This is a genomic window from Pseudomonas pharyngis, assembly GCF_021602345.1.
Lineage (GTDB): Bacteria > Pseudomonadota > Gammaproteobacteria > Pseudomonadales > Pseudomonadaceae > Aquipseudomonas > Aquipseudomonas pharyngis.
Map to the genome: position 1 here is coordinate 436,524 of NZ_BQID01000003.1, position 22,599 is coordinate 459,122.

The 22,599-nt window shown below is 61.1% G+C and carries 21 protein-coding genes; 9 read left to right on the forward strand and 12 right to left on the reverse strand.

Features of this window, described 5'->3' with window-relative positions:
- The first annotated feature begins 426 nt into the window (after nucleotides 1-426).
- Nucleotides 427-1,353: a LysR family transcriptional regulator gene (locus tag L6D74_RS08860; RefSeq protein WP_064592778.1), complete on the forward strand. Its 927-nt coding sequence runs from the start codon at nucleotides 427-429 to the stop codon at nucleotides 1,351-1,353.
- On the opposite strand, the gene L6D74_RS08865 is transcribed toward L6D74_RS08860, so the two are convergent.
- The 9 genes from L6D74_RS08865 to L6D74_RS08905 form a co-directional block, all read right to left on the reverse strand.
- Nucleotides 1,270-1,587 (reverse strand): AzlD domain-containing protein, encoded by a 318-nt coding sequence (locus L6D74_RS08865; protein ID WP_007952614.1) that lies wholly within the window; start codon nucleotides 1,585-1,587, stop codon nucleotides 1,270-1,272. The two genes, L6D74_RS08860 and L6D74_RS08865, sit on opposite strands and share 84 nt — an antisense overlap.
- Nucleotides 1,566-2,282, reverse strand: a complete 717-nt coding sequence (locus tag L6D74_RS08870) for an AzlC family ABC transporter permease (RefSeq protein ID WP_236188767.1) — start codon at nucleotides 2,280-2,282, stop codon at nucleotides 1,566-1,568. Before L6D74_RS08870 ends, L6D74_RS08865 begins: the two co-directional genes overlap by 22 nt.
- Nucleotides 2,279-2,656, reverse strand: a complete 378-nt coding sequence (locus L6D74_RS08875) for a GNAT family N-acetyltransferase (protein ID WP_007952618.1) — start codon at nucleotides 2,654-2,656, stop codon at nucleotides 2,279-2,281. Before L6D74_RS08875 ends, L6D74_RS08870 begins: the two co-directional genes overlap by 4 nt.
- Nucleotides 2,657-2,735: 79 nt before the next feature.
- The gene (locus tag L6D74_RS08880) at nucleotides 2,736-3,482 is read right to left on the reverse strand and encodes a 2OG-Fe dioxygenase family protein (RefSeq protein ID WP_011331995.1); all 747 of its coding nucleotides are present in this window, start codon (nucleotides 3,480-3,482) and stop codon (nucleotides 2,736-2,738) included.
- Between the two features lie 232 nt (nucleotides 3,483-3,714).
- Nucleotides 3,715-5,001 (reverse strand): OprD family porin, encoded by a 1,287-nt coding sequence (locus tag L6D74_RS08885; protein ID WP_064592776.1) that lies wholly within the window; start codon nucleotides 4,999-5,001, stop codon nucleotides 3,715-3,717.
- A 299-nt stretch (nucleotides 5,002-5,300) separates the two neighbouring features.
- Entirely contained in the window at nucleotides 5,301-5,969 is a 669-nt protein-coding gene (locus tag L6D74_RS08890; protein WP_236188768.1) for a DsbA family protein, read from the reverse strand.
- A gap of 244 nt (nucleotides 5,970-6,213) precedes the next feature.
- Nucleotides 6,214-6,426, reverse strand: coding sequence for a hypothetical protein (locus L6D74_RS08895; RefSeq protein WP_007952633.1), 213 nt, complete (start codon nucleotides 6,424-6,426; stop codon nucleotides 6,214-6,216).
- Nucleotides 6,427-6,671: 245 nt separating this feature from the next.
- Nucleotides 6,672-7,778: an agmatine deiminase gene (aguA, locus tag L6D74_RS08900; protein WP_085647963.1), complete on the reverse strand. Its 1,107-nt coding sequence runs from the start codon at nucleotides 7,776-7,778 to the stop codon at nucleotides 6,672-6,674.
- A 178-nt stretch (nucleotides 7,779-7,956) separates the two neighbouring features.
- Nucleotides 7,957-10,869 (reverse strand): aminotransferase, encoded by a 2,913-nt coding sequence (locus tag L6D74_RS08905; RefSeq protein ID WP_236188769.1) that lies wholly within the window; start codon nucleotides 10,867-10,869, stop codon nucleotides 7,957-7,959.
- A 180-nt stretch (nucleotides 10,870-11,049) separates the two neighbouring features.
- On the opposite strand from L6D74_RS08905, the gene rfbC reads away from it, so the two are divergent.
- The 4 genes from rfbC to L6D74_RS08925 all read left to right on the forward strand — a co-directional run bounded on the left by rfbC (nucleotide 11,050) and on the right by L6D74_RS08925 (nucleotide 15,391).
- Complete coding sequence (gene rfbC / locus L6D74_RS08910; protein ID WP_236188770.1) at nucleotides 11,050-11,595, forward strand: dTDP-4-dehydrorhamnose 3,5-epimerase; 546 nt, start codon at nucleotides 11,050-11,052, stop codon at nucleotides 11,593-11,595.
- 106 nt (nucleotides 11,596-11,701) lie between these two features.
- Nucleotides 11,702-13,510: a sensor histidine kinase gene (locus L6D74_RS08915; RefSeq protein ID WP_039764746.1), complete on the forward strand. Its 1,809-nt coding sequence runs from the start codon at nucleotides 11,702-11,704 to the stop codon at nucleotides 13,508-13,510.
- A complete protein-coding gene (locus L6D74_RS08920) occupies nucleotides 13,507-14,895 on the forward strand; it encodes a sigma-54-dependent transcriptional regulator (RefSeq protein WP_074689475.1) in 1,389 nt (462 codons plus the stop codon). Before L6D74_RS08915 ends, L6D74_RS08920 begins: the two co-directional genes overlap by 4 nt.
- Before the next feature lie 40 nt (nucleotides 14,896-14,935).
- The gene (locus tag L6D74_RS08925; protein ID WP_236188771.1) at nucleotides 14,936-15,391 is read left to right on the forward strand and encodes a YiiD C-terminal domain-containing protein; all 456 of its coding nucleotides are present in this window, start codon (nucleotides 14,936-14,938) and stop codon (nucleotides 15,389-15,391) included.
- A gap of 13 nt (nucleotides 15,392-15,404) precedes the next feature.
- On the opposite strand, the gene cysQ is transcribed toward L6D74_RS08925, so the two are convergent.
- The gene (gene cysQ / locus L6D74_RS08930) at nucleotides 15,405-16,238 is read right to left on the reverse strand and encodes a 3'(2'),5'-bisphosphate nucleotidase CysQ (protein WP_085648154.1); all 834 of its coding nucleotides are present in this window, start codon (nucleotides 16,236-16,238) and stop codon (nucleotides 15,405-15,407) included.
- 1 nt (nucleotide 16,239) lies between these two features.
- Nucleotides 16,240-16,809, reverse strand: a complete 570-nt coding sequence (gene nudE / locus L6D74_RS08935; protein WP_064592763.1) for an ADP compounds hydrolase NudE — start codon at nucleotides 16,807-16,809, stop codon at nucleotides 16,240-16,242.
- Between the two features lie 88 nt (nucleotides 16,810-16,897).
- Here nudE and yrfG point away from each other — a divergent pair, with 88 nt between their 5' ends.
- Nucleotides 16,898-17,560, forward strand: a complete 663-nt coding sequence (gene yrfG, locus L6D74_RS08940) for a GMP/IMP nucleotidase (RefSeq protein ID WP_236188773.1) — start codon at nucleotides 16,898-16,900, stop codon at nucleotides 17,558-17,560.
- Nucleotides 17,561-17,653: 93 nt separating this feature from the next.
- Here the strand turns inward: yrfG and lysM are convergent, their stop codons facing one another.
- Complete coding sequence (gene lysM / locus L6D74_RS08945; protein ID WP_039764611.1) at nucleotides 17,654-18,094, reverse strand: peptidoglycan-binding protein LysM; 441 nt, start codon at nucleotides 18,092-18,094, stop codon at nucleotides 17,654-17,656.
- Nucleotides 18,095-18,231: 137 nt separating this feature from the next.
- Between lysM and L6D74_RS08950 the strand changes: the two genes are divergently transcribed.
- The 3 genes from L6D74_RS08950 (at nucleotide 18,232) to L6D74_RS08960 (ending at nucleotide 22,396) form a co-directional block, all read left to right on the forward strand.
- Nucleotides 18,232-19,119, forward strand: a complete 888-nt coding sequence (locus L6D74_RS08950; protein ID WP_085611192.1) for a LysR family transcriptional regulator — start codon at nucleotides 18,232-18,234, stop codon at nucleotides 19,117-19,119.
- Nucleotides 19,120-19,211: 92 nt separating this feature from the next.
- Entirely contained in the window at nucleotides 19,212-20,051 is an 840-nt protein-coding gene (gene fdhD / locus L6D74_RS08955; RefSeq protein ID WP_085611193.1) for a formate dehydrogenase accessory sulfurtransferase FdhD, read from the forward strand.
- The gene (locus tag L6D74_RS08960; protein ID WP_064592755.1) at nucleotides 20,048-22,396 is read left to right on the forward strand and encodes an FdhF/YdeP family oxidoreductase; all 2,349 of its coding nucleotides are present in this window, start codon (nucleotides 20,048-20,050) and stop codon (nucleotides 22,394-22,396) included. Before fdhD ends, L6D74_RS08960 begins: the two co-directional genes overlap by 4 nt.
- Nucleotides 22,397-22,599 lie beyond the last annotated feature (203 nt).

Below are 22,599 nucleotides of genomic sequence, written 5' to 3' on the forward strand. Positions count from 1 at the left end.
GCGGATGCCGGCATTGCCTGGATATCCAATGGCCTCGGACTGAAAATGTCCCGAAATTAACTGCCTGATATTTCAGCCACTTGTGCTGCGGTAATAAATCAGCCCGTTCTTGTCTTTCAATAGGAGGCTTCCGGCATCAACGCTGAACAGCGCGAGATGGCTGTACGAAATTGTCCCAGCCGCTGTAACCCCACTGCACAAAAAAAGTGCACGACTCCTTCGATTCGGGCACTTTTTTTGACCCCAATCACCCCCACGTCACCAAAAAACCCGATCCTGTGTCAGCCTCCAGCCATCGGCAGGGACATCAATTCGCTACTAATTGCGCGACAACTATGCTCAGGTACAGGAATATAGCCGGCAAATGGCGCCGTTCAGGCCGTCACGTACACAACAATACCCAGCCCACTTCAGAGGGCATTACCCATGGATAGCAGAACCTTACGCAACCTCATGCGCATCGTGCAGACCGGCTCGTTGTCGGCCGCAGCCGAGCATTCGTGCCTGACCGTGCAGGCCCTGGCCGCACAGTTGAACAAGGTCGAAGAGCAGTTCGGTTTCCGCTTGTTTAGACGATCCAACAAGGGGCTGACGCTGACGCCGCAAGGCACCGAGCTGACGCCCTATATGGACAGAGTGCTGATCGCCACGCGGCAGATGGAAGCGAAAGTCGAAGCGTTGAAGGTGCCGGGACAGCGCACGTTGAAAGTGGCGTTGAACACCACGCTGGACCCGGATTTCAACCGGCGACTGATCGGGCGCCTGATCGAGGTGTTTCCTGATTACCAGATGGAATTCAGCTACGCCGAGTCGATGGAAAACCTCAGCAAGCTGAAGAACGAGGACTTTGACCTTGCGGTGCTGATCGGTCCGCAGCGTCCGGGTCTGCCGAGCATTGTCCTGCCTGAAGTACAGGTGCAGGTGGTCGGCGCGCACTGTGGTCAGGAGAACGATCCGCTGACCTTGCTTGGCAACAAGTTTCAGGTGCGTCCCGCAGAAGATTGTCCGTATTCCCACAGCTTTTTGCGTTTTCTCGACGCCGGGCTGGGCAATCACGAGAACAGCCAGCGCACGATTTATTCCTGCAGCGAAACGCTGACCCTGTCGCTCATCACCCAAATGGATGCGGTCGGCATGGTCTCCCGCGAGGCCGCGCAGAAGAACGGCCTGACGATTTTCCCCGGGTTCGAGGATTTCCTCGAAGTGCGCCTGGCGGTGAACAACCCGGATCTGTCCGGCCAGGCGTTGAACGACGTGGTCGATCTGCCGCTACATGAACGAGCCGAGCGCAATGTACGCAGCCGTCCCAACCGCCACACTGAGAAAGAGGTTTTTGCTGAAATACGCACATAACAGCGTCGGAATCGCTGCATAGAATTCCGGGCGATCGAGCTGTATGTGCTGATCCTTGATCAACAAGGGTGTCAGGCTGATCGCAGCGACGATCGCCACCGGCAGGTACTCCAGCGCGCGGGCGACGAAGGGCGGCCAGTGCTCGGTGTTGACCTGCAGCGGCAAGGCCCGTGGCAGGAAGGTCACGGCCATCATCAGCGCGACCACCAGGATCAGGAACGTTTGGTCAGGCATACACCCACTCCGCAGCCCACAAACGTGGCGATGAAAACGTTGAATGGCGAGCTGCCCACCAGGCTCAGTGCGCCCATGCAGACGACTGCAGCCATAGCGGCGATGAATTTATTGCGGGTGTTGCAGAGCGAGACCAGCACGTAGAGCATCATCGCGGTCAGCGCGTAATCGAGCTGGTATTTGATCAAGTGCGACGCGTACTGCGCACACAGGGCGCCGAGCAATCCGCCGATCACCCAGGAGGTGTGGCAGAACAGGTTGAAGCCGATCAGATAGCGAACGTTCACCGGTGCCCCGGTGCCCAGTTTGACGCTGTGAAAGGCGAACGACTCATCGGTCAGCCCGCCGGCATAGCACCAGCGCTCCATGCGGCTCAGGCCCAGCGCCCGCAGGGCCTTCGCCATGTAGACCGACATCAACATGTGCCGCGCGTTGATCAGAAACGTGGTCAGCACGATGGTGGTCAGTGACGCACCGCTGCTGATCAGCGCCAGCGCCGCAAACTGCGAAGCCCCGGCATACACGAACAGACACATGGCCACCGGCAGCCACAGTGGCAGCCCGGCATTGACCGCCATCAGCCCGAACACGAACGACACGGTGAAGTAACCAGCGACCACCGGGCTGGCTTCGGCAAAGGTGCGCGATGGCTGACGGTCGACCATCAGCGGCGCACTGCCGGATGTTTCATTCATAGATCCCTCTCAAATGTCCGCTCGCCGTGAGGTTCGCAAAAACCCTGGGCCGTCCAGAAACGCTTGCCCGCGAGGTTAGCATCATCGACGAACAGGAACATCCGCAGCACCCCGACCCGTTTCATGTCGGCCGACGCCGCTTCCACCAGCCGCTGGCCCACGCCCTGGCTGCGATAGCGCAGGCTGACCGCCAGATGGTTGATCGTGCCACGGCTGCCGAGCATGCCGCCCAGCACCGCGCCGACGATCTCGCCTTCGACGTCGAAGGCGAGATAGGCCGTGGTGGTTTTCTGGATCAACACGCCGCGCAGGCATTTGGCGTCCTGCCATTCACAGAACGACACTTCGTCGAACTGGCGGAAGAAACGCTCCATGCGCTGCGCGTCCTTGGCCGTCGCGCGCCGCAGCACCACCGGCGTCGAGCATTCGACGCCGTCGATTGGGGTGATCTGATTAGCGAACAATGTCGAAAGCGGTCCCGGGCCGCGAGAAGGAAATAGCCAGGATCTGCCGGTACGCCATGGCGTGGGAGTGAGTGTTGCGTGCCGGTGTCACGTAGTGGCGCATGTCACGGTCGAGGAAGTAGGTGGTGTCGAGGATTTCCTGGTAAGTGGTCGACGCCAGTTGCTGCTCGTGGATGTCGTACAGGCGGCTTTCGGCGCCCTCGACATTGTTGCGCCCCCAGAAGTGCACGCCGCTGAACGGGTAACCGTCGCAGTGAATCCCTTCCGGAGTGATTTCCAGTTGTTTGCCGGGCTTGATCTCGATGCGGATCTGATGGATCTGGCACTGCCAGATTTCATCGTGCAGCTCTTCCGGCAACACGCTTTTGTACACTTCGAAATCGGTGTCGATCAGGCTGCGCATCACCGGCGAGCTGATGACTTCGTCCGAGAAGTCCTGGAAGTGCCGCACCACGCCGCCCACATAGCTGTTGTTGGCCTTGGACTGCACGTACGCGCGATGTTCCAGTTGCTTCAGTTCGCGAGTCTTGGGGTTGTACTCAAAGTCGCTGTAACGACGGTAACGCATGCCGGCTTCGGCCTGACCGTAGTAACTGTCAGGCTCCATGTTTTCCCAACTTTTGGTCAGTCTGACGAAGTCGGCGAAATGACCGTAGAGATTGAAGTCAGCACCCTGCACATTGGCGTACTTGTCGCGCCGTAGCGATTCGCCCACTTCTCTGGTTAAAACGATCATTACCAAATTCTCCGCTGCATTGAGCGGCCTAATCTATTAGGTGGAGAATTTGCGTCCATGAGAAAGAATTTCAGGCATTTAAAGCCCTGTTTGAAACGCGATTTGAAACGGCTTGAAAGTGCATTTCAAATGACAAAAACACGGGTTTTTATGCTGTTTTTTCAAAAAGCGTCAAAAAAAAACCCCGAACCAGTCGGGGTTTTTCTGTCGCGTTTTGCGGGTCAACCGATCATCAGAAGATATTGATCGGGTAATCCACGAATACACGCAGTTCGTTGCCGCTGACGTTGTATTCGCTGGATTTCTGCGAAACACGCAGGATCGAGCTACGCAGCTTGATGCTCAGGTCTTTGGCCGGGCCACTTTGCACGACGTACTTGAACTGGTTGAAGATCTCACGCTCGGTGCCGCCTTCGCTGGTGGACGTGGTGATGTTGTCGCCACGCACGTACGCGAAGTTGTAGCTCAGACCCGGTACGCCGAATGCGCTGAAGTCCAGGCCGTAGCCCAACTGCCAGCTACGCTCGTCTTCAGCGTTGAAGTCGGACCAGTAGGAGTTGGCCAGGTAGATGGTGTTGCCACCGTCACCCACGCGACCCTGACCTTTCTGATAACCGCCGTAGGCGTAACCCAGGTTGCTGTCGCCGGTGGAGCGCTGGTGTGCCACGGTGAACGAGTGCGGGCCGGTGGCGAAGGTCGCTGCCAGACTCCAGATCTTGTTGTCGTCGCCGGTTACACCGTTTTCGCGGACGTAGGAGTTGTCCAGCTTGGTGCGGTAACCGTTGAAGTCCAGGGTCAGGGACTGATCCTTGTCGATCGGGAACACGTAGTTGGCGTTCACGTATTGCTTCTTCAGCACGTCTTCGACGTCGGAAGCGTACAGCGCTGCCTTGAACTGTTCGGTGAACTGGTAGCTACCGCCCAACACGTTGATCGATTTCAGACCACCGCTGTCACGGCCTTCAGCGCTCTTGCGCGATTCGGCGGTGAAGCGACCGGCGTTCAGCTCCAGACCCTTGATCTCTTTGGAAGTGATCAAGGTACCGGTGTAGCTTTCCGGCAGCAGACGCACGTTGTCGTAGCTCAGCACCGGCAGGGCCGGCATCTGGTCACCGTAAGTCAGTACGGTGTTGGAGATACGGAATTTTACCGCTGCGCCACCCTTCGACAGGTCGTCAGCCGCGTTGCCGCTGTCACCCTGTTTGAAGAAGTCGATACCACCGGCACCGCTGCGGCCCTTGCCGCCGTCCAGGCGCAGTGCATACAGACCGAAGGCATCCACACCCACACCCACGGTGCCTTGAGTGAAACCGGACGAGAACGTGCCGATGGCCGCTTGGCCCCATTCGGCTTTGTCCTGGTTGCCATCTTTGTAGTCACGATTGATGTAGGCATTGCGCAGCAGCACTTTGAGGCTGCTGTCTTCAACAAAACCCTTGGACTCGGCCTGGTCGTTAGCCATGGCCGAAGTGGCACTCAACATCCCCAGTGCGATCAAACTGATTCGCTTGTTCAACATTTTGTTTTCCTTATTACGGGTTGAAACGCGCTGTGTCGAACGGCTGAAACGGCGCTTATTGCACTCTTTTATTCACCCCGAAACAAAAAGACCCGCTCAAGACAATGTCATGGCGGGCCTGCTCCTGATTTTGAGTCATGGCGGTTAGCCACAGGCGTTGGGCCGAATCGTAGCCGCGCCCTCAACAATGTGTCAATTTCAAGAATCGTCTTTAAATAGGCGAAAAACTTCTAAAAAAAGTAAATTTTGCGGTGGCTTCGTGCAGGGAAACGCCTGTAATCAGGGATTTTAATGCCGGGTCACGCACCCCCGTCGAGGCCACAGACCGGCAAGGCATGCGCCGCTGTCGCAGGCGTAAACGACTCACTCAACCATTGAGCGAAGGCCTGCGGTTTACCGAGCCACGGGCCGATATCCACCACTGTGAACTGACCATCCTGCTCCAGTGCGAGAGTCGGAAAACCCTGCCCGCCGAGTTTCGCCAACAGAGCGCGGCTGTTCTTCATATGTTGCTCGGTGTCGACGGACTGCTTGGCGTTCAAGAAAGTAGCGGCGTCGTAACCCTGCTGGACCGCGTATTCCAACAGCACACTTTCGTCGGCAATTCGGCGCCCCTCGACATAGTGCGCCGTCTGCAAACGCCCCAGCAGCTCCAGGCCACGGCCGTCGATTTTCTCCGCTGCCAGCACAGCGGCAATCGGCGGTGCCGAATCAAACACCGCGGTGTGATCGCGCAACAGGCCTTCGAAATAGGCTTCGCCAAACGGCTGACCGGTGTATTCGGCAATGCGCCGGTCATGAGGCATCACGTAATTGCGCAGTTGCGGTGACACGTTCTGGCGGTTGGCACCGGTCATCATGCCGCCGGCGTGGGCGATCACCGGCAGCACTTGCTGTGCGGCTTGCACCAGTGGTTTGGCGCCATAGCACCAGCCGCACAGCGGGTCGTAGATGTAATGAAGAGTCATCGGAAAGCTCCGGCTGGAAGGTGGGAAAAATGATGTCGGCACATTAGTCCCTCGGTCGTTGCGGAAAAACGCCGGAATGGCTTTCAGTGTGTTTCGGCAATCGGTCAAATCGAGACCGGCAGCCGCCACTTCCAGATCAGGCAGACAACCTGGTGGGCATTGGCACCTGCAGCTTCTGATATCGCTCCCATAAAAAAAGCGCTGCCATCCCGGCAGCGCTTTTTACAATCCCTGTTTGTTCTTCTTATCCTTCCATCACATCCCAGAGTGCTTCCAGTTCGGCCTCGCTGAACAGGCCAGCGGGGTAACGCTCGATCATCATCCGGCGCGGATCAGGTTCCCTGATCTGACGCGTTCCATTGGACTTCAACCAGTGCGCGACAATCTGGAGCGACTCACTATTTACAGCCATGGGATGCAACGTCCGCTCGCTGATTACGTTCACTTCGGCGTTCATTTCAGCGCTCTCTCCCCGTTCATGAGCGGCTAAGTTATCCAAGGTATATGACAGAACTGTTGAAGTTCTCCCCCCTCCCTAGTGCACCATGAGCGATACAAGAGCTATGCCAATGTCTGGCAATTGTCGACCAGCGGACATAAAGAAACCCGCAGTCCTGACGGGCTGCGGGTTTCTCTTCAAGCGTGGGCAACAAACGACTGCCCGGTCGATTTCCCAATCAACTCAAGCTGTTACATCCGCACTCACTCTTTGTGCGGCGCGGGCTGCTGTTGGGTAAGGCAGTGAATGTTGCCGCCGCCCAGTAACAGTTCGCGCCCCGGCACCATCACCACTTCGTGTTGCGGGAACAGGTTCTGCAGGATCTCCCGAGCCGGGGCGTCCATCGGGTCGTCGAAGCTTGGCGCGATGATCCCGCCGTTGACGATCAGGAAGTTCACGTAGGAACCGGCCAGGCGCACGCTCGGGTTGCGCTCCTGAGTGCCGTCCACCGGGTCCACGCCAGCGCATTCTTCTTCGGTGGCAAACAGCGGCCCCGGAATCGGCATCTTGTGCACCGTGAACGGGCGGCCCTTGGCGTCGGTGCTGCTTTCCAGCACTTTCATCGCGGCCTGGCAACGCGGGTAGTTCGGATCCTGCGGATCGTCAGTCCAGGCCAGCAGCACTTCGCCCGGACGCACGTAGCAGCAGAAGTTATCCACATGGCCGTCGGTTTCGTCGTTGAACAGGCCATCCGGCAGCCAGATGATTTTGTCCACCGACAGGTTTTCACTGAGCACCGCTTCGATTTCTTCGCGGCCCAAGTGCGGGTTGCGATTGCGGTTGAGCAGGCATTCTTCGGTGGTGATCAGGGTGCCTTCGCCGTCGACGTGAATCGAGCCGCCTTCGAGCACAAAGCCTTCGGTGCGGTAGCGCGGGCTGCGCTCGATTTCGAGGATCTTGCCGCCGACCTGGGAGTCGCGGTTCCACGGCGAATACAGGCCACCGTCAAAGCCGCCCCAGGCGTTGAAATCCCAGTTCACACCGCGCACTTCGCCGCTGTTGTTGATCACGAAAGTCGGTCCGCTATCGCGAACCCAGGCGTCATCGCTGGACATCTCGACCACGCGGATATTCGGCACGTCGAGGCGAGCGCGAGCGTTTTCGTACTGGCCGGCGGACACCGCCACGGTTACCGGTTCGAAACGCGCGATGGCCTTGGCCACGGCGACGTGAGCGGCCTGCGCAGGTTTGCCGCCCAGACGCCAGTTGTCCGGACGTTCGGGCCAGATCATCCAGGTCTGGGTTTGCGGTGCCCATTCGGCCGGCATGTAGAAGCCATCGGCGCGTGGTGTGCTTTTCAAAGTGGTCATGTCGATCAGACTCCAGGGAACCGTCGAGGGTTTTCAACACGCCGTACAGGGTTGGACGACGGACTATGGCGACTTTATAAACGATAAATATCGGCTTTAGAAGCCAATAATAAAAAACAATCTGAATTAATCCCTTCAAATACCGATACAAATCGGTATTTGAAGGTTGCCGATCGCCTCAAAGCCCTTCTTCAAGCACCTTCGCCAGCATGTCGACAAAGAAATCCACGCTCTGACGCGAGGTGACCATCGGCGGTTTGATCTTCAGAACGTTCAGGTAATCGCCGGTCGGCTGCATGAAGATCCCCAGCTCGCGCAGGCGATCACACAACAGCGTGGTTTCCTCGGTTGCCGGCTCCAGGGTTTCCCGATTGCGGATCAGCTCGACCCCCAGATAGAACCCCGAACCGTGCACTGCGCCGACCAACGGATATTGATCGATCAGCGCTTCCAGCCGCGCCTTGAAGTGGGCGCCGACCACCTGGGCGTTTTCCCAGAGCTTTTCTTCTTCCATGACATCGAGCACCGCCATGCCGATCTGGCAGCTCACCGGACTGCCGCCGGCGGACGAGAAGAAATAGCCCTCGGCCTCCAGCGCTTCGGCAATTTCCCGGCGGGTGATCACCGCGCCCAGCGGCTGGCCGTTGCCCATGCCTTTGGCCATGGTGATGATGTCCGGCACCACGCCTTGCTCTTCGAAACCCCAGAAGAAATGGCCCATACGGCCGTAACCGACCTGCACCTCATCGGCGATGCACACGCCGCCACGGGCGCGCACCAATTCATAGACCTTTTTCAGATAACCCGGCGGCAGCGAAATCCCGCCCGCATTGCCGTAGACCGGCTCGCAGATGAACCCGGCCAGTTGCCGCTTCTGCTCATCGAGCTTCGCCAGATGATGTTCGACGCTGCGCACGTAATCCGGTGCCGAATCCGCGCCGCGAAATTCGCCGCGATAGGTGTTCGGCGCGGTCACCGCATGCACCCAGTCCGGGCGACTGCTCAGGGCTTGCGGGTTATCGGCAATCGAGGTCGAGACCGCGTCCGCGCCGACCGTCCAGCCGTGATAAGCCTCCAGCACGCTGATCATGTCGCGGCCACCGCTGGCGGCCCACGCCAGGCGGATCGCCAGGTCATTGGCCTCGCTGCCGCTATTGACCAGGAACACCCGATCCATGCCCTCCGGCGCCAGCTTCAGCAAACGTTCGGAGAACTCGGCGACGGCCGCATAGTTGAATCGCGAGTTGGTATTGAGCAACGACCACTGGCGGCCCGCGACCGCCGCCATGCGCGGATGACCGTGGCCGAGCACCGCGACGTTGTTGAGCATGTCGAGGTAGGAACGGCCCTGCATGTCGATCAGGTGATTGCGCCAGCCACGTTCGATACGCGGCGGGTCGACGTAATAGTGTTTCTGGGTGCGGGCGAAACTGGCGTCGCGACGCGCCAGCAGGGTTGCTGCGTCCAGCTCGGGTTCGGCGTCGCAGGCCAGACCCAGCAGCGCGGCCGGTGATGGGGAAAGTGCTTGCCAAGCAGCCGCACGGCTCGGCGTGCAGAACAGCGGCGCCTCAAGCTGTGCGCCGCGAATCAATTGCACGATCAACGGACCGTCCACCGAACCCAGCACCTGACCTTTCACCAGCGCAGCGCCGCTGTGCAACGAAGGTTTCACGCCCCACAGACGCAGGCTCAGTTGCGGGCCGTCGAGTCGCAGTGCGCCGTCGGCCGACAGGTGCAGTACGCCAGCGAACGGCGCCTCCACCGTCGAACCTTGGGGTACATGCAATTCGACGTGCAGCGGGAAAGTCTCTGGCTCATCGGCGCTGTCGGGCCGGGTGCGGGACAGAAGGTATTGTCCATAGCGACTGGCCGCCAGACCATGGATGGCGGCGGCCTCGCTCAACAGGCGCTGATCGATGCCTGGCTGCTCCCAATTGCCCGCCTCGAAGTGCGCGCTCAACACACCCAGATCGATCAACGCGAATTCGCGCCCGACCAGATCGGGCAACAACGGCGCAAAACCTTCACTGTCGATGGCCGGCAATGTCTGGCCGACCGCCGTCAGAATCGCCGCCTCCATCAATGCCAGCGGCACCGAGGTGGCGACCCGGAAGATCTCCCATTCGTGGGTCAGGTTGTCGCGGCTGTAGGTGTTGCCCGGATCGATGCTGACCTGTTGTTCGCCACTGAGCACCAGCACCGCCGCCCGCGCCACGATCAGCGGCCACAGCGCCAGCAGTTCTTCGTGCTGCAGCGGATTGACCTCGTGATAGGCCTGCACGGCCGGCAGAATCACCAACGGATCGCCGGCGGCGTGATGCAGCAATGCGGCGCAGGTGACCGACAGATCGGTGATGCGCCAGGTGCGCACCAGATCGCCGAAATCGATGACGCCCTGCAACTGCCAGTGCCGCCGGGCATCCCGTTGCCAGACCACGTTGTCGTCGGTGATGTCCATGTGGATCGCCTGCACCGGCAGCTTCTCCACCAGCGGCTGCAAACGAAGTCTGGCCTGTTCGGCAGCCTCGGCGATCAGCGCGCGCTGGCGTTCGTCTTCGATGACCGGCAGCAGGTGCTCGATCAGTGCGCTGGCGTGGCGCGCGTCCCATTGCAGCGTGCGCTCGAGTCCCGGATGGTCGAACCCGGCCAGGGCCAGATCCATTTCGCCGCAGAGCCGGCCGAACCCGGCAACAACCTCATGGCCAAGATGATCGAGAGCCGTCAGTGGCTGGCCCTCGATGTAATCGAGCAGCCGCACATGCACCGATTCGCCCTCGACGTCCAGGGTCAGCAGGTCAGCACCGTTACTGGCCGCAATCACCCGAGGCACCTTCACCGCGCCGTGCTCGGCCAGGTACTTAAGGCCCGCATGCTGGGCTTGCAGCTCGACCAGCGAATAATCGCCCCGGCAGATCTTCAGCACGAACCGCCCACGGTCGCTGTCGACCCGGTAATTGAGATCCTGCTGGCTGCCCAGGGCCTGCAACGTGCCGTTCAAGCCGTAATGCTGCGCCAGCAGATGCCGTGCCTGCTCCAGTGAAACCTGAGGGCTGGGCAAACTGGCGCGATGAATCAACGTGGCGAACGACATGGAGCGACCCCTGAAATTTTATTAGGCGCCTATATCGCCATTGCTTCAGGCGATAAGCAACCCCCAGACCATCCGTCCCCTGACAGGTTGCGAAGCAGGGGGATTTGCATGCCCCTCTCGCACCCACCGGCACTTTGCGCAAGAATGTCGGCCATTCAAACCTGCCACTGGAATATCCCCATGAATGTAATCCCCACTGACCTGCCTGGTGTCCTGATCATCGAACCCAAGGTGTTTGGTGATGAGCGCGGGTTCTTTTACGAAAGTTTCAATGCCAAGGCCTTTCAGGACGCCACCGGCCTCGACACGCAATTTGTCCAGGACAACCATTCGCGCTCGCAGAAAGGCGTTCTGCGCGGGCTGCATTACCAGCTGGAAAACACCCAGGGCAAACTGGTCCGCGTTACCGCTGGCGAAGTCCTCGATGTCGCTGTGGATATCCGTCGCAGCTCGCCGCATTTCGGCAAGTGGGTGGCCGTGCGCCTGTCCGCCGACAACCACCGTCAACTGTGGGTACCGGAAGGTTTCGCCCACGGTTTCGTGGTGCTGAGCGAGTTCGCCGAATTCCTCTACAAGACTACTGACTACTACACCCCGTCGGCCGAGCGCAGCATTCGCTGGGATGACCCGGATCTGGCTATCGACTGGCAGCTGGACGAAGCGCCAAAACTGTCGGCCAAGGATCAGGCAGCCGCCTTCTTCAAGGAAGCCGACGTCTTTTCCTGAAGCCCTGTGTGAATTTTCAGCGCCGCTGCACACCCGGCCACGGGTGCGCAGACTGCGCCGGCAAGCCTAGGCATAATGCGCCTGTACCCACAGGCGCCCGATGCTCATGACTCCGACCCTTCCCCGTCGCCCCCGCTGGCGCAGTCTTGCCCTGCTGGCTCTGTGCCTGGCACCGCTGCTGTGGCCGCTGGAACACTTGGCCGAGCGCTATTACCGCAGCGAACTGGCCGGTCAGAATCGCCAGACCCTCGACCTCTACGTCGCCAACCTGTTGGGCACGCTGCATCGCTATGAAGTGCTGCCGCAAATCCTCGGCGACCTGCCGGCCCTGCGCGCGGTGCTCGGGGCGCCGGACGACGGCGTGACACAGGGCAACGCCAACCGCCTGCTGAAGAACATCGCCGCGCAGACCGGCGCCGAAGTCATGTACCTGATGGACACCAACGGCCAGACGCTCGCAGCGTCGAACTGGGACAAGCACGACAGCTTCGTCGGGCGTAATTTCTCATTCCGGCCGTACTTCAGCGAAGCCATGGCCGGACGCCTCGGGCGCTTCTTCGGGTTGGGCACTACCTCTGCCAAGCGCGGCTACTTCTTCGCCGCCGCCGTGCGCAACGGCGAAAAAATCATCGGCGTGCTGGTGATCAAGGTTGACCTCGACCACACCGAAAGCCTGTGGGGCAAAACCCCGGAACAACTGCTGGTGACCGACCACAACGGCGTGGTCATCCTCACCTCGCGCCCGGAATGGCGTTTTCGCGCGACCCGCACCCTCAGTGATGCCGAGCGCGCGGCGATCACCGCAATCCAGCCCTACCCGACCCGCGAGCCACGCCCGCTGAACCTGAGCCCGACCGCGTGGTTGCCGCAAACCCAGGAGATCGCGGAAACCGGCTGGAGCGTCAGCATCCTCGCCCCGCGTACGTTGATCGACCGACCTGTGCGCACGGTCGTGGCGATCGGCGGCGCCACCTTGCTGGTGGTGATGCTGTTGCTGGGCCTGATGATGCAGCGTCGTCGTCATTACCTGGAACGGATCGCCTTCGAAGCCAAGGCCCGGCGGGAACTCGAAGGACGGGTCGCCGAACGTACCAGCGATCTCGAAGGCCTCAACCGCCGCCTGAAACAGGAAGTGCTGGAACGCGAACAGGCCCAGCAGGAACTGGTGCGCGCCCAGGACGATCTGGTACAGGCAGGCAAGCTGTCGGCGCTGGGGACGATGTCGGCGAGCATCAGCCACGAACTCAACCAGCCGCTGGCGGCGATCCGCAGCTACGCCGAAAACGCCGAAGTGCTGCTCGACCACGAACGCACCGAAGACGCACGAGGCAACCTCAAACTGATCAGCGAGCTGACCGGGCGCATGGCATCGATCATCGCCCACCTGCGCGCCTTCGCCCGCCGCGACCGCCACGCCCCGGAAAGCGTGGCCCTGCAACCGGCGCTGGACGACGCACTTGCCTTGCTGGCCAAACGTCGCCGGAGCATGGATGTCGAACTGATCCGCGACCTGCCGGCCGCCACCCTTTGGGTCGAGGCCGGGGAAACCCGTCTGCGCCAGGTGCTGGGCAACCTGCTGGCCAACGCCCTCGACGCTCTGACTGAAAAAGGCCCGCCGCGCAAATTGTGGCTGAGTGCCGAATCCACCGACGAAGGCGTCAATCTGTACATTCGCGACAATGGCCCGGGTTTCTGCATGGAAGCCCTGGGCCGTGCCAGCGAACCGTTTTACACGACCAAGACCCGCACCCAGGGTCTGGGTCTGGGGTTGGCCATTTGCGAAACCCTGATGCGCGCCTTCGGCGGTGAACTGTCGTTCGCCAACCACAAGCAAGGTGGCGCCCTGATCACCCTGCGGCTGCGCGCCGGCGCGCCCGGGGTCAGCCTGCAACCGTCCGAGGATCGAAGCGCATGACCATCGACAACCGCATTCAGGTGGTGCTGATCGACGACGATCCGCACCTGCGTCAGGCCCTTGGCCAGACTCTGGATCTGGCCGGCCTGAAAATTCTTCCGCTGTCCGAGGCCAAGGGTCTGGCCGCGCAACTGGAGCGCGACTGGCCGGGCGTGGTGGTCAGCGACATCCGCATGCCCGGCATGGATGGCCTGGAACTGTTGAGCGAGTTGCACGCTCAGGATCCCGAGTTGCCGGTGCTGCTGATCACTGGCCACGGCGATGTGCCGCTGGCCGTACAAGCCATGCGCGCGGGTGCCTACGACTTTCTGGAAAAGCCCTTCGCCAGCGACGCCCTGCTCGACAGCGTGCGCCGCGCCCTGGCCCTGCGCCGCCTGGTGCTGGACAACCGCAGCCTGCGCATGGCCCTGAGTGATCGCAACGAGTTGAGCGCGCGGCTGGTCGGTCAGTCGGCGCCGATGTCGCGCCTGCGCGAGCAAATCGGCGCGCTGGCGGCGACCAAGGCCGATGTCTTGATCCTCGGCGAAACCGGTGCCGGCAAGGAAGTCGTCGCCCGCGCCCTGCATGACCTGTCGAGCCGGCGTAACGGCCCGTTCGTGGCGATCAACGCCGGGGCGCTGGCCGAGTCGGTGGTCGAAAGCGAACTGTTCGGCCATGAGCCCGGCGCCTTCACCGGCGCGCAAAAGCGCCGGATCGGCAAGTTCGAATTCGCCAATGGCGGCACGCTGTTCCTAGACGAAATCGAAAGCATGAGCATGGACGTGCAGGTCAAACTGCTGCGCATGCTGCAGGAGCGAGTGGTCGAGCGTCTGGGCGGCAATCAGTTGATCCCGCTGGACATCCGCGTCATCGCCGCCACCAAGGAAGACCTGCGCCAGGCCGCCGATCAGGGACGTTTCCGTGCCGACCTGTATTACCGCCTCAACGTGGCACCGCTGCGCATTCCGCCGTTGCGCGAACGAGGCGAAGACGCGTTGATGCTGTTCCAGCATTACGCCGACGAAGCCAGTGCCCGCCACGGTCTACCACCGCATGAACTGCAACCGGCGCAACGGGCGTTGCTGCTGCGCCATTCATGGCCGGGCAACGTGCGGGAATTGCAGAACGCGGCGGAGCGCTTTGCCCTCGGCCTGGAGCTGGCCCTGGACAACACGCAGCCCGATGGCAGCCCCGGCACCACCGTCGAGATCACGGCGGGCGGGCTCAGCGAACAAGTGGAAAATTTCGAGAAATCCCTGATCGCCGCCGAACTGGCCCGCTCTCACAGTTCCGTACGCAGTCTCGCCGAAGCCCTGGGCATTCCGCGCAAGACCCTGCACGACAAACTGCGCAAGCACGGTCTGAATTTCGCTGGCAGCGGCGGCCATTCCGACGAATCCGAATGAAGCGCGCTCAATTCACTTTTCTGCCGCAAGAGGTCCGGGCATGAAGCACGACAGTCGTTATCTGGAATCCGTTCTTCACCACGACATCCCGCTGACCCGGGACATGGGCCTCAAGGTGCTCGACTGGCAGGAACAGCAACTACGCCTGCACTTGCCGCTGGACGCCAACGTCAATCACAAGAGCACCATGTTCGGCGGCAGCCTGTATTGCGGCGCGGTGCTGGCCGGTTGGGGCTGGCTGCATCTGCGATTGAAGGAAGAAGGCATCACCGACGGCCACATCGTGATCCAGGAGGGGCAGATCAGTTATCCACTGCCGGTGACCGGTGATGCCATTGCGATTTGCCCGTCACCGAGCGCAGCGCAGTGGAAGAAATTTCTGACAATGTATCAGCGCTACGGGCGGGCGCGACTGACGCTGCACACGCGGGTCGTCAATGCCGGGAGCAATGAAGATGCAGTGACGTTCAGCGGGCAGTACGTCCTGCACCGCTGAAGACTGAACACGCTTACGAGCGGGCAAGTTCGAGCAGCTTCGCCCGCCATGCGGCTTTCGCCGGCAACGCCAGGAAGAAACTGTTCAACAAAGACTCCCGAGCTGGATAACAGAACGCTGCGCCACTCAGGTCGAGCACTTCACCGCCCGCCCCTTCCAGAACGCCCTGCGCCGCCGCCGTGTCCCATTGCGAAGTCGGCGCCAGTCGCGGGTAACAATCCGCCGCACCTTCGGCCAGCAGACAGAATTTCAGCGAACTGCCGATGTTGGCCAGCTGCAACTCGCCAAGGCTGGCGCTCAAACCGGCCAGCAAGCGTTCCTGCTCCGGACTCGAATGACGGCGGCTGGCAACCACGGTGAACGCTTCGCCAGGCCCCGGTACGTCACGAACCTGAATCGCCACCGGCGTGCCGCCCGTGTCGCCGCGCCAGGCACCGAGCCCCGCACCGCCGACGTAGAACCGCCCAGTGGTCGGCATCGACACCACACCGAACACCACCCGGCCGTTTTCGATCAACGCAATGTTGACGGTGAATTCTTCGCTGCCGCTGATGAACTCCTTGGTGCCATCCAGCGGGTCCACCAACCACCAGCGCTGCCAGCCTGCGCGCACGCTTTGCGGGATGTTGGCGTCCTCTTCGGACAGCACCGGAATGCTCGGGTCCAGCGCCGTCAGGCCCGCCACGATCACGTGGTGAGCGGCCATGTCCGCCGCCGTCACCGGCGAATCATCGGACTTGGCGGTGACCGCCACATCGGCACGCCAGAACGGCAGGATCGCCTCACCGGCCCGCAGGGCCAGTTCAACCACCGGCGTCATCAACGGATGGGGAAAATTCATCGATATCTCACTCATGACTGAAAAATCCGCGCTGGGTCAGCAGATCGCGGGTCAGGTACAGCGCCGCAAGGGCGCGGCCCTCACTGAAATTCGGATTCTGCGCCAGTGCCGACAGCTGTCGCAGATTGACTTTGTCTACACGCATCGGCTCGGGTTCGTCGCCTTCGAGACGCTCTTCGTACAGGTCGGTGGCCAGCACCACCTGGATTTTCTGGCTCATGTAACCGGGGGACAACGACAATTCGGTCAGATGCTCCAGCTGTCGCGCGCCATAACCGGCTTCTTCCTTGAGCTCGCGTTCGGCGGCAGCCAGCACATCTTCGCCGGGCTCGATCAGGCCTTTGGGCAGCGACAGTTCATATTCGTCGGTACCGCCGCAGTATTCTTCGACCAGCACCGCGTGCTCGGCATCGAGCATTGCCACGATCATCACCGCGCCATAGCCGGCGCCCTTGCCGACCAGTCGCTCGTAGGTGCGTTCCACGCCATTGGAGAAACGCAGCTTCAGCTCTTCGACGCAGAACAGCCGGCTGGTGGCGACGATCTCGCGGGCAAGTACGGTGGGTTTCTGGCGCATGCAAAGCTCCTTGGCGTGAACGCGCTACTATAACGCGGCTTTTCCGATTGTTTGCGTCGGATATCCTTCTACCGCTCGAGACGTTGCCATGCCTTCATTACCCTGGTCCGACATCGACACCGTTCTGCTCGACATGGACGGCACGTTGCTGGACCTGCACTTCGACAACCACTTCTGGCTCGAACACCTGCCGCAGCGCTACGCCGAACTGCATGGCGTGAGCCGGGCCATGGCGGAAATGGAATTGCAGCCGCTGTTCGAGCGCCACGCCGGTCAGTTGCAGTGGTACTGCCTGGACTTCTGGAGCGCGGAGCTGAAGCTGTCGGTGCGTGAACTGAAACGGGAAACCGCCCACCTGATCGCCCTGCGCCCGGACGCCGACACTTTTCTGGAAGCGATCAAGCGAGCCGGCAAACGCGTGGTGATGATCACCAACGCCCACCGCGATTCACTGTCGCTGAAACTGGAACGCATCGAACTGGCGCCGTACTTCGAACGGCTGATCAGCTCCCACGATTACGGTTTCCCCAAGGAAAACCCGCAATTCTGGGACGCCTTGCAGGCCGATATCGGTTTTGACCCGGCGCGTAGCCTGTTCATCGACGACACCTTGCCGATCCTGCGCAGTGCACAGAATTTCGGCGTGGCGCATCTGTTGGCCGTGAAAGAGCCGGACAGTCGCAAAGGGCCGAAGGACACCGGGGAGTTCGCGGCGGTCGAGGATTATCGGGATTTGATTGCGGGCCTGTAGACCGCATCGTCCCCATCGCGAGCAGGCTCGCTCCCACAACTGAAATGCATTCCAATGTGGGAGCGAGCCTGCTCGCGATAGCGGTATCTGCGGTTACTCGGGAATACGCAGCGTCTGCCCCGGATAAATCTTGTCCGGATGTGACAACAGCGGCTTGTTGGCCTCGAAGATCTTGTTGTACTGGTTGGCGTTGCCATACACCGCCAGGGAAATCGCGCTGAGGGTGTCGCCCTTCTTCACGACCACAAAACGCGCCGCCGCCACAACCGGCCCGGTCACGGTGATCTGGTCATCGACGCTGCCGACACCGGCAATGTTGCCCACTGCCAGAAGAATCTTCTCTTTCTCTTCCTGACTCGCCACTTCACCGGTAACGGTCACCTTGTCCCCGTCCACGGTTGCCTGGACATTCGGGTTACCCAGCCCGACCTTGCTGATGTGTTCCTTCAATTGCTCGCTGGCATTGGCGTTGCCGGGGGTCAGCAGGTCGAGCAGTTTCTCACCCGCTTCTTTCACAAAGCTCAAAAGACTCATGGCGCACACTCCTTGATTTGGGTTCCAGACGCCCAAGCCTAGACCACCCCGGACAAACCCGGTTCCAAGCCGACCAATGACCCTGCCGTCACTCAAGCGGTAGAATCGCCCACCCCTGCCAGCGCCCCGGAGCGAAGATGGACATCAAGCAGCTGAAATTCCTCATCGCCCTCGACGAAACCCGCCACTTCGGCCAGGCCGCAGCCCGCTGCCACATCACCCAGCCGACCCTGTCGATGCGCCTGCGCAGCCTCGAAGAAGAACTCGACCTGCCACTGGTCAACCGTGGCCAGCGCTTCGAAGGGTTCACCGCGCCGGGCGAACGGGTGCTGGCCTGGGCGCGCACGGTACTGGCGGCCTACGACGGTTTGCAAGCGGAAGCGGCGGCCTGTCGCGGCAATCTGATCGGCACCCTGCGCCTGGGCGTGGTGCCGTTGTCGAGTTTCGATGCGCTGCCGTTGATGCAGCGCCTGCACGCACAACATCCGAACCTGCGCTTCGAACTGTCCTCGCTGAGCTCCGAACAGGTTCTGGAGCAACTGGCGAACAACCGCATCGACATTGGCGTGTCTTACCTGGACCGCCTCGACGGCGAGCGGTTTGAATCCCTGGCCTTCAGCGAAACGCAGATGGGCCTGCTCTACGACCAGCGGTTCTTCAACTTTGGTGAGGCACCGCTGAGTTGGGAATCGCTGATCGAACTGCCCCTGGGCATGCTCACCAGCGGCATGCACTTTCGCCAGTCCATCGACCATAACTTTCACAGTCGTGGCCTGACCCCACAACCCTTGCTGCAAACCGATGCCGTTCACCAATTGTTGCAGGCTGTGCACGGCGGCCTTTGCTGCGCGGTGATGCCACTGGACGGCGGCCTGGAAAACCTGACCGATCATCTGCGCCTGCAACCCATCGAAAACGCCCAGACCCTCGCCCGACTGGGCCTGATCATGCGTCGCGGGGCACCACGATCGGCGCTGGCCGAAGCCTGTTTCGCGCTTTATCAAAAATCACCCACGGACACTTGATCGACGGCATCTATCAAGGGATCGACACTAGCGATTAGACGCGACATCTTGCCGCGCCTAGTCTTAACGTTGATCAATCCGTCGGTGATGCCATGAACGCCAAGCGCCCGGCCTGCGCGGCGCCTGCTCTCGAAACGCCCGCGCCAGCCGCCAGTCAGACCTACAGCTACAGCGATCTCCCCCTCGCGGAATCGGCCAGCACCGCGCTGGCCGAAGAAGTCGCGTTGGCGATTGCCTACAACGGCATCAGTCAGGCCGTGATGCTGGTGACGCCGACCGACCTTGAAGACTTCATCGTCGGCTTCAGCCTCGGCAGCGGCATCATCGAAGACGCCTCGGACATCTACGACCTGCAACTGAGCGGTTCGGGCTCGGCGCAATACGCGCAAGTGACCATCGCCAACCGCGCCTTCTGGAACCTCAAGCAGCAGCGGCGGCAACTGGCCGGCACCAGCGGTTGCGGACTGTGCGGCGTGGAAGCGGTGGAGCAGGCGCTGCCTGACCTCAAGGTCTTGCCCGGCGCACCTTTGCCGCCCGCCGAATGGCTCGATGGTTTGCGCCAGCGTATCGGCGCATTCCAACCGCTGGGTCAGCATTGCGGCGCAGTGCACGCGGCGGTGTTCATGAACGCCAGCGGTGAATTGCTGTTGGGCCGCGAAGACATCGGCCGGCACAACGCCCTCGACAAGCTGATTGGCGGTCTGATCCGGCAAAAGATATCCACAGCCGGCGGCCTGGCAATTGTCACCAGCCGTTGCAGCCTCGAATTGATCCAGAAAGTCCTGCGGGCCGGGATTCAGACCCTGGTCAGCCTGTCCGCGCCTACCGGTCTCGCCGTGCAATGGGCGCGACGCCACAACCTCAATCTCATCCACCTGCCGCAGAAGAACGCGCCGCGGGTGTATAGCCCAGAAATGGAGAAACACCCGTGAGCCAACATCATCAAGCCGACCAGAAACCCGTTCCGCGCTACAAGCCTTACAAGGGCCCGGCCGGTGGCTGGGGCGCCCTGATCAGCGTGGCCCAGGCCTGGTTGACCAGCGACAACGCGCTGAAAAACCTGCGCATGATGCTCAAGACCAACCAGAACGGCGGCTTCGACTGCCCGGGCTGCGCCTGGGGCGACTCGCCGGAAAGCGGCATGGTCAAATTCTGCGAGAACGGCGCCAAAGCGGTGAACTGGGAAGCGACCAAGCGTCGGGTCGACGGCAAGTTCTTCGCCAAGCACAGCGTCACCTCGTTGCTGGAGCAGAGCGACTACTGGCTTGAATATCAAGGTCGTCTGACCGAACCGCTGGTGTATGACGCCGAAACCGACCGCTACAAACCCATCAGCTGGGACGATGCCTACGCGCTGATCGGCAAACACCTGCAAGCGCTGTCGAGCCCGGATCAGGCCGAGTTCTACACCTCGGGCCGCGCCAGCAACGAAGCGGCGTATCTGTATCAACTGTTCGTGCGCGCCTTCGGCACCAACAACTTCCCCGACTGCTCGAACATGTGCCACGAGGCCAGCGGCGTGGCCCTGGCACAAAGTGTCGGCGTCGGCAAAGGCACCGTGACCTTCGACGACTTCGAACATGCCGATGCGATTTTTGTCTGGGGCCAGAACCCCGGCACCAACCACCCGCGCATGCTCGAACCGCTGCGTGAAGCAGTGAAACGCGGCGCCCAGGTGGTGTGCGTCAACCCGCTGAAAGAACGCGGCCTGGAACGCTTCCAGCATCCGCAGCATCCGCTGGAAATGCTCACCAACGGCGACAAGCCGACCAACACCGCGTATTTCCGCCCGGCGCTGGGCGGCGACATGGCGGTGCTGCGCGGCATGGCCAAGTTCCTGCTGCAATGGGAGCGCGATGCGCAGAAGGCTGGCGCACCGGCCGTGTTCGATCACGATTTCCTCAATGAGCACAGCGTCAATGTGCTCGAGTACATTGGTGTCGTCGACGATACCCCTTGGGAGCAGATCGTCACCCAGTCCGGCCTGACCCTGGTGGAAATCGAGCAAGCGGCGCGCATGTACGCCAAAGGCAAGAACGTGATCATGTGCTGGGCGATGGGCATCACCCAGCATCGCCACTCGGTGCCGACCATCCAGGAGATCGCCAACCTGATGCTGCTGCGCGGCAACATTGGCAAACCCGGCGCCGGTCTGTGCCCGGTACGCGGCCACAGTAACGTGCAGGGCGACCGCACCATGGGCATCAACGAACGTCCGCCGGTGGCGTTCCTTGATTCCCTTGAGCGCCGCTTCCAGTTCAAGGTGCCACGTCACAACGGGCACAACGTGGTCGAAGCGATTCACGCGATGGCCGAAGGTCGCGCCAAGGTGTTTATCGGTCTGGGCGGCAACTTCGCCCAGGCCACGCCGGACAGCCCGCGCACCTTCCAGGCCCTGAGCAACTGTGACCTGACGGTGCAGATCAGCACCAAGCTTAATCGCAGCCACCTGGCCCACGGCAAGGACGCGCTGATCCTGCCGTGCCTGGGTCGTACCGACATCGATATCCAGACCGAAGGCCCGCAAGCCGTCACCGTGGAAGACTCGTTCAGCATGGTGCACGCCTCCAACGGCCAGTTGCAGCCGCTGTCGAACCAGATGCGCTCGGAGCCGTCGATCATCGCCGGCATTGCCGCCGCCACCCTGGGCAGCAAACCGGTGGACTGGAACTGGCTGGTGGCCGACTACCGGCGCATCCGCGAACTGATCGCCGACACCATTCCGGGCTTCAAGGACTTCAACGAGAAGGTCAAGAACCCGGGCGGCTTCTACCTCGGCAACAGCGCCGGCGCGCGCAAGTGGAACACCACGTCGGGCCGGGCCAACTTCAAGCCGAACATGCTGCCCAAGGACCTGATCCACGAACGCACCCGCGCTACCGGCAAACTGCCGGACCTGATCCTGCAATCGATGCGCTCTCACGATCAGTACAACACCACGATTTATGGTCTCGACGATCGTTATCGCGGGGTGAAGGGACAGCGCGATGTGTTGTTCGCCAACGAAGCCGACATCATCCGTCTGGGCTTCAAGCCGGGACAGAAGGCTGACATCGTGTCGCTGTGGGACGATGGTCGCGAGCGTCGGGTGAAGGGCTTCACGCTCTTGGCGTTCGATATTCCTGCAGGGCAGGCAGCGGCTTATTACCCTGAGGTGAATCCATTGGTGCCGTTGGAGAGCACCGGCGATGGCAGCCATACGCCGACTTCGAAGTTCATTGCCATTCGCCTGGAAGCGGCGAGCGAAACGGGGCTGATCATGGCCAGATCGGCCTGATACGGCGCCTGAGGGCGTTCGCGAGCACTTTTCGAACGCCCACAAAAAAGGCCGCTTTGTGATCAAAGCGGCCTGTCCGAAGTAGTTAAAGACCGGCGAAAATCAGTTAAGTTCCGCCCAAAAATCAGCAACTTGCAGAATTGTATACAGGTCGTGCTATTCGTCGGATTTCGATTGTCACGCCCATTCCAGAGCCTCAGGAT

Excerpts from the sequence above, each read along its gene's own strand:
- L6D74_RS08860 (WP_064592778.1), top strand. The coding sequence starts at position 427 with ATGGATAGCAGAACCTTACGCAACCTCATGCGCATCGTGCAGACCGGC.
- L6D74_RS08865 (WP_007952614.1), bottom strand. The coding sequence starts at position 1,587 with ATGCCTGACCAAACGTTCCTGATCCTGGTGGTCGCGCTGATGATGGCC.
- L6D74_RS08870 (WP_236188767.1), bottom strand. The coding sequence starts at position 2,282 with ATGAATGAAACATCCGGCAGTGCGCCGCTGATGGTCGACCGTCAGCCA.
- L6D74_RS08875 (WP_007952618.1), bottom strand. The coding sequence starts at position 2,656 with ATGGAGCGTTTCTTCCGCCAGTTCGACGAAGTGTCGTTCTGTGAATGG.
- L6D74_RS08880 (WP_011331995.1), bottom strand. The coding sequence starts at position 3,482 with ATGATCGTTTTAACCAGAGAAGTGGGCGAATCGCTACGGCGCGACAAG.
- L6D74_RS08885 (WP_064592776.1), bottom strand. The coding sequence starts at position 5,001 with ATGTTGAACAAGCGAATCAGTTTGATCGCACTGGGGATGTTGAGTGCC.
- L6D74_RS08890 (WP_236188768.1), bottom strand. The coding sequence starts at position 5,969 with ATGACTCTTCATTACATCTACGACCCGCTGTGCGGCTGGTGCTATGGC.
- L6D74_RS08895 (WP_007952633.1), bottom strand. The coding sequence starts at position 6,426 with ATGAACGCCGAAGTGAACGTAATCAGCGAGCGGACGTTGCATCCCATG.
- aguA (WP_085647963.1), bottom strand. The coding sequence starts at position 7,778 with ATGACCACTTTGAAAAGCACACCACGCGCCGATGGCTTCTACATGCCG.
- L6D74_RS08905 (WP_236188769.1), bottom strand. The coding sequence starts at position 10,869 with ATGTCGTTCGCCACGTTGATTCATCGCGCCAGTTTGCCCAGCCCTCAG.
- rfbC (WP_236188770.1), top strand. The coding sequence starts at position 11,050 with ATGAATGTAATCCCCACTGACCTGCCTGGTGTCCTGATCATCGAACCC.
- L6D74_RS08915 (WP_039764746.1), top strand. The coding sequence starts at position 11,702 with ATGACTCCGACCCTTCCCCGTCGCCCCCGCTGGCGCAGTCTTGCCCTG.
- L6D74_RS08920 (WP_074689475.1), top strand. The coding sequence starts at position 13,507 with ATGACCATCGACAACCGCATTCAGGTGGTGCTGATCGACGACGATCCG.
- L6D74_RS08925 (WP_236188771.1), top strand. The coding sequence starts at position 14,936 with ATGAAGCACGACAGTCGTTATCTGGAATCCGTTCTTCACCACGACATC.
- nudE (WP_064592763.1), bottom strand. The coding sequence starts at position 16,809 with ATGCGCCAGAAACCCACCGTACTTGCCCGCGAGATCGTCGCCACCAGC.
- yrfG (WP_236188773.1), top strand. The coding sequence starts at position 16,898 with ATGCCTTCATTACCCTGGTCCGACATCGACACCGTTCTGCTCGACATG.
- lysM (WP_039764611.1), bottom strand. The coding sequence starts at position 18,094 with ATGAGTCTTTTGAGCTTTGTGAAAGAAGCGGGTGAGAAACTGCTCGAC.
- L6D74_RS08950 (WP_085611192.1), top strand. The coding sequence starts at position 18,232 with ATGGACATCAAGCAGCTGAAATTCCTCATCGCCCTCGACGAAACCCGC.
- fdhD (WP_085611193.1), top strand. The coding sequence starts at position 19,212 with ATGAACGCCAAGCGCCCGGCCTGCGCGGCGCCTGCTCTCGAAACGCCC.